Below are 4925 nucleotides of genomic sequence, written 5' to 3'. Positions count from 1 at the left end.
GTGATGATGCGATCCGCGTGGCTGGCCACCGCCATGTCGTGGGTCACCAGTATGATGGTGTGGCCCTGAGCGTGCAGCTCCTTGAGGATGGCCATCACCTCCTTGCCGCTCTGGCTGTCGAGGGCCCCTGTGGGTTCGTCCGCCAGGATCACCTCGCCGCCATTGGCCAGCGCCCGGGCGATGCTGACCCTCTGCTGCTGGCCGCCGGAGAGCTGGCCCGGAGTGTGATGGCTGCGATCGCTCAAACCCAGCCGTGCCAGCAGGGCGTGGGAGCGTGCTTGCCGTTCGGGACGGGAGGCGCCGGCATAGACGGCCGGGATCTCCACATTGGCGGCGGCATTGAGGTGCGGCAGCAGGTGGTAGCGCTGAAAGATGAAGCCAAAGTGGTGGCAGCGCAACCGGGCCAGGGAGAGGGCATCCAGGGTGGCGGTGTCCTGCCCCCGAAACAGATACTGGCCAGCGCTTGGACGATCGAGGCAGCCGAGCAGGTTCATCAGCGTGGATTTGCCGGAGCCAGAGGCGCCGACGATGGCGATCATCTCCCCTGCTTCAATGGTCAGATCCAGTGGATGCAGGACGGTGACCTCGTGTTCCCCGCTCGGATAGCGCCGCTCTATACCCTTAAGCTGGATCAGCGTCTCGCTCACAATATGATCTCCACGTCGCCGCCGCTGACCGGCTTGCCCTGGCCCAGGGTGACCTGCTCCTGCTCGCTCAGGCCGCTGACCACCTCGACCTTGATGTCATCCTTCATGCCGGTCTTGATGCGGCGTGTCTCTTTCTGAGCATCATCCTTGAGCAGGGTCACCTCGTACTCGTTCTCCCCCAGCTTCTTGCCAAGAGCCGTCTGTGGAATGGTCAGCACCTGCTTGCGCTCGCCGAGCACTATGGTGACTTGCGTGGTCATGGCGACCCGCAGGGTGTGATCCGGATTGGGCACGTCGAACAGGGCGTAGTAGTAGACGGCGGCATTGCTGGTGGCTGTGGTGCTGGCGGCCGGCTCGTTGATGTTGGTGGGGGCCAGCTCCACCGTGCGCAGGGTGCCGTGATAGCGGGTGTCCACATCCCCCATCAGGGTGAAATAGACCGGCATGCCGGCCTTGACCCGGGTGACATCCGCTTCCGAGATTTGCGCCTTGACTGTCATGGTCTCCAGGTTGGCGAGCTTGAGCAGGGTCGGCACCGTCTGGCTGGCGGCCAGGGTCTGGCCCTGGCGGGTCACTATGCTGACGACTGTGCCATCCATCGGGGCAAGGATGCGGTTATAGCCCAGCTCCGTCTTGGTGCGATCCACCTTGATCAGCGCATTCTCGACCTCGGCCTGGGCGCTCTGCAGCTCTGCTCGGGTGACCGCCAGCTGGGCTTCGGCGCTCTCCAGATCGGCGCGGGAGCTGGCTTCCTGCTTGAACATCTGCTGCTGACGACGCCAGGCCAGCTCGTTTTGCTTGAGCTGTGCCTGCTTGATCTTGAGCTGGGCACGGCGGCTGGCAAGATCCGCCTCGGCGGTCTTGAGGTTGTTCTGGGCGATCAGCGGGTCTATTTCGGCTAGCAGGTCCCCTTGCTTGACGTTTTGTCCGGCCTCGACCGCCAGATAGGTCACCTGACCCGAGACCTGGGCACCCACATCCACCTGCTCTATGGCCTGCAGGACGCCGCTGGCCAGCACAGTCTGCTCCACATCCTGGCGGGTCACTGACGCGCTCAGCACGGGCTCGGGGGCCTTGCTCGGCCAGGCCAGCCAAGTGATGGCGGCCAGCGGGAGCAGGATGAGCAGGGCAAATTTTCGCTGCTTGGGGGTTATGTTCATTTATCACCTGAAAGAAACGTGCGAAGGCGTGCAAGGGCAATATCCTGCAGCAAACGAGGCTTAAAAAACAGCGATGAATATGTAAGGAAACATGTAGATAGCTTTGTCATTACCGGCCTTGCCTGCCGTTATGGCAATGACCGGGCGGCGGTTTGGATGGACAGAGTTGCGAGGTGCGAGGGAATGGGGCGAGAGGAAATAAAGCGAGGCGATGGCATGTTGGCAAGCGGCGCCCACCCGTGGGATGGGCGCCGGGCAGATTAACCTATGGTCTTGAGCTGTTCGGTGTAGGGTTCGTGGCAGATCTGGATATCGATCGGCAGCTTGTAGATGAGCAGGCGGGCCAGTGACCCTTCCATCCAGTGGTGGCGGCTGCCCACCAGCAACAGATCCGTCGGGTGCGCATCCAGCCAGCGCTTCAGATTAGGCACCACGTCATCGACCACCAGACACTGGTAATCCACCGGGTGCAGCAGGGTGGTGATGAGCTCGCTGATGATGGCCTTGGCATCCAGCGTGCCTTGGGCACTGCGTTCTTCCTCGGACAGTGAGAGGCTATTGCGGCGCATCTTGCTGCTGTGGGTCAGGTGCAGCAGGGTCAAATCACCGCCCATTCCCTGTACCAGGCGGCTTGCTTTGGCCAGGGTATCCTGCTCGTAATCCTTGCCTTCCAGTAACAGCACAATATGGGTTGGGGTCATAAGCAGTTCTCCTTGGCATGGTGCGGGACACCGGGGACAAACTGTCTGTCTCCTACCACTGTGTTCCGCTATGTGTCGCATAAAACGAACCGGTTTTTGCGCGTCTGGCGTCACGTTTTGTCGGTGATGCATCGTCAAGCCATGTTCGTTCACATCATCATAACAGACCGGGTTGAATGGAAAATGAAGGGAAACCCGCTTTTTCACGGTGTACTGGTCTGGTGGCAGTGAACATCATGGCCGGGAAGCATGTTGGCGTTGTGGATGGGCGTCAGCCCCCGGGATCCTGTGGTTTGGCATCGATGAAGTTGCGGGCGGGAGCGGTTTGGGGCGTGCGGGAGGCGGTCGGAAGATGGGGTGACGAAGAGAGAGGGGCAGAGAGCCAGCCCTGGGCCGGCTCCCTCTTCGCTGCACTCAAACGGGGTCTGAGGAGAGATACTGGCTCAGCCAGGGCAGCGCCTCTTTCTTGCGGCTGACGGCACCAGCCAGATGGGTTGGCTGCTCGGGCAGTATGCCGTTGCTGGCGAAGTAGAGCAGGCTGCCGCCCTTGGCCAGATCGGTCAGCATCAGCACATAGGCATCCAGCTCATCTTGCTCCAGCCGGTCTTGCATGGCCTGCGCCAGCTCGGTCTGGCGGGTGTGGATCGGCGCCGGGTCCATCACGCAGATCTGGCTGACATAGAGCTTGTAGCCGGCGATCTGGTACGCCTTCTCATCGGCGACGAGCAGTTCTGTCATAGGGGCGTCACCAATCTGGGTACGCCGCTCCAGCAGGGTCTGGGCAAAGGGTTCCAGCGCCAGATCGGCCAGGGGCAACAGCGCATTGACGGCGGCGCGATCACGGGCCGTGGTGGTCGGCGAGGTGAGGTTGAAGGTATCGCTGATGATGGCCCCCAGCAGCAGCCGAGCCTGGGGGCGGGAGAGGGTGTCATAGCCCATCAGCTCAAGCAGGACGGTGGCGCTGCACCCCACGGCCCGGATCCAGGCATCGAGCGGGCCCCGGGTGATGAGCGTGCCGATTCTGTGGTGATCGATCAGCCCCTGCACGTCGGCCTCAGCCAGCCCCTCAGGCCCCTGCTCCAGCTCGCTGAAATCCACCAGAAACACAGATTTGTTGGCCACGCTGCCCTGCAACAGGGGAGGGGCATCGACCCCGGCGGTTTCAAGAATGAAGCGGGTTTCGGCAATGGGTTCACCCAGGGCATAGGCCTGGGCCTGTCGGCCCTGACGATTGAGCCAGTCAGCGGTGACCAGAGCAGTGCAGATGCTGTCGCTATCGGGGTTCTTGTGGCCAAACACATGGAGCATACAGACATTCCTGATGTTGGAGACTCGGCCGAGATCGCGATGACGCAAGTCGGGCAGGAGACGTGGTTAAGATGGCGAACAGGAGTGCGAGCTTGCCCCCCGGTCGGGTGACACTCTATGCAGCCTGTGCTGCTTGTGGCAACCAGGCTGGCCCGATCGCTCCTGCTGTGTGGAGCAGGCCGGGCTAGCATCATGTTGCAGCCCAGACTCAGGAACCGGGCTGTGGCTCAGGTGTTGCTTGGTTCACCGCTGGCGCCAGTACCCGAACCGGGTCAGGGAGGCTCCTCTGATGTTGGCTGGCCTGGGGGCTGGGTGAGAAAAAGAGCAGGGGCAATGAGGGGGAGCAATAAAAAGAAGAAGCACCCAACCCTGTGGGTCTGCCCCTCCCTTTTGTTGCTGGCCCGGACATGGTTGATCAGGTGGCCAGCAGCTCGCGGGCGTTGGCCAGGGTAATGTCCGTGATATGGTCGCCGCCCAGTAGGCGAGCCAGCTCCTTGAGGCGGGATCCCTGATCCAGCGCTTGCATCTGGGTCTCCGTGGTCTTGCCGTCAGTGTGCTTGCTCACCACCATATGCTGGTGACCCTTGCCTGCCACCTGCGGTAGGTGAGTCACCACCATCACCTGAGTGGATTCACCGAGCTGGCGCAGCAGACGACCCACCACAGCGGCAGTGGGGCCGCTGATCCCCACATCCACCTCATCGAAAATCAGGGTGGGAGTGGAGACCTTGCGGGCGCTGATCACCACGATGGCGAGGCTGATCCGCGACAACTCACCGCCGGAAGCCACCTTGCCCAGCGGCTGGATAGGTTGCCCCGGGTTGGTGGTGACCATAAATTCCACTCTATCTATGCCAAGGGGCGAGAGGCTGCTCTGGGCATCCGGTCGCACCTCGATGGCGAAGCAGCCATCGGGCATCGCCAGCTCGTGCATGCTGGCGGTCACCTTGGTGCCTAGCTCCTGGGCGTAACGTTGACGGCTCTGGCTCAGGGCTTCGGCGGCCTGGACGAAGGCGAGGCGGGCCTTGGCCAGTTCATCTTCCATGCCTTCTAGGCGCTCTTCGTCGGAGTTGAGGCGGGCGAGATCACTGGCTAGATCCTGATGGTGC

At 62.1% G+C, this 4925-nt stretch carries 4 protein-coding genes and 1 pseudogene; all 5 read right to left on the bottom strand.

The genetic code is table 11. The features are described 5' to 3' along the window. Window positions 1–647: ABC transporter ATP-binding protein (locus tag AAC083_RS20415; protein WP_146181746.1), on the bottom strand; the 647-nt coding region annotated here is incomplete at its 3' end. Further along, on the bottom strand, window positions 644–1807 hold the full coding sequence (locus AAC083_RS20410) for an efflux RND transporter periplasmic adaptor subunit (protein WP_108537580.1): 1164 nt from the start codon (window positions 1805–1807) through the stop codon (window positions 644–646). The genes AAC083_RS20415 and AAC083_RS20410, both read right to left, overlap by 4 nt. 260 nt (window positions 1808–2067) lie before the next feature. Then, complete coding sequence (locus tag AAC083_RS20405) at window positions 2068–2508, bottom strand: universal stress protein (protein ID WP_108537579.1); 441 nt, start codon at window positions 2506–2508, stop codon at window positions 2068–2070. Window positions 2509–2922: 414 nt separating this feature from the next. Beyond that, window positions 2923–3816 (bottom strand): DHH family phosphoesterase, encoded by an 894-nt coding sequence (locus AAC083_RS20400; RefSeq protein ID WP_108537578.1) that lies wholly within the window; start codon window positions 3814–3816, stop codon window positions 2923–2925. Between the two features lie 415 nt (window positions 3817–4231). Beyond that, a pseudogene (locus tag AAC083_RS23380) lies at window positions 4232–4925 on the bottom strand (DNA repair protein RecN); the annotation flags it as partial.

Source organism: Aeromonas sp. HMWF014 (genome assembly GCF_963878295.1).
Classification (GTDB): domain Bacteria; phylum Pseudomonadota; class Gammaproteobacteria; order Enterobacterales; family Aeromonadaceae; genus Aeromonas; species Aeromonas popoffii.
Note: the sequence above shows the minus strand (reverse complement) of the source record. Positions and strands in the feature narration are given on the sequence as shown.

Bases quoted from the DNA above. Each gene is read 5' to 3' on its own strand.
- AAC083_RS20410 (WP_108537580.1), bottom strand. From the start codon at position 1,807: ATGAACATAACCCCCAAGCAGCGAAAATTTGCCCTGCTCATCCTGCTC.
- AAC083_RS20405 (WP_108537579.1), bottom strand. From the start codon at position 2,508: ATGACCCCAACCCATATTGTGCTGTTACTGGAAGGCAAGGATTACGAG.
- AAC083_RS20400 (WP_108537578.1), bottom strand. From the start codon at position 3,816: ATGCTCCATGTGTTTGGCCACAAGAACCCCGATAGCGACAGCATCTGC.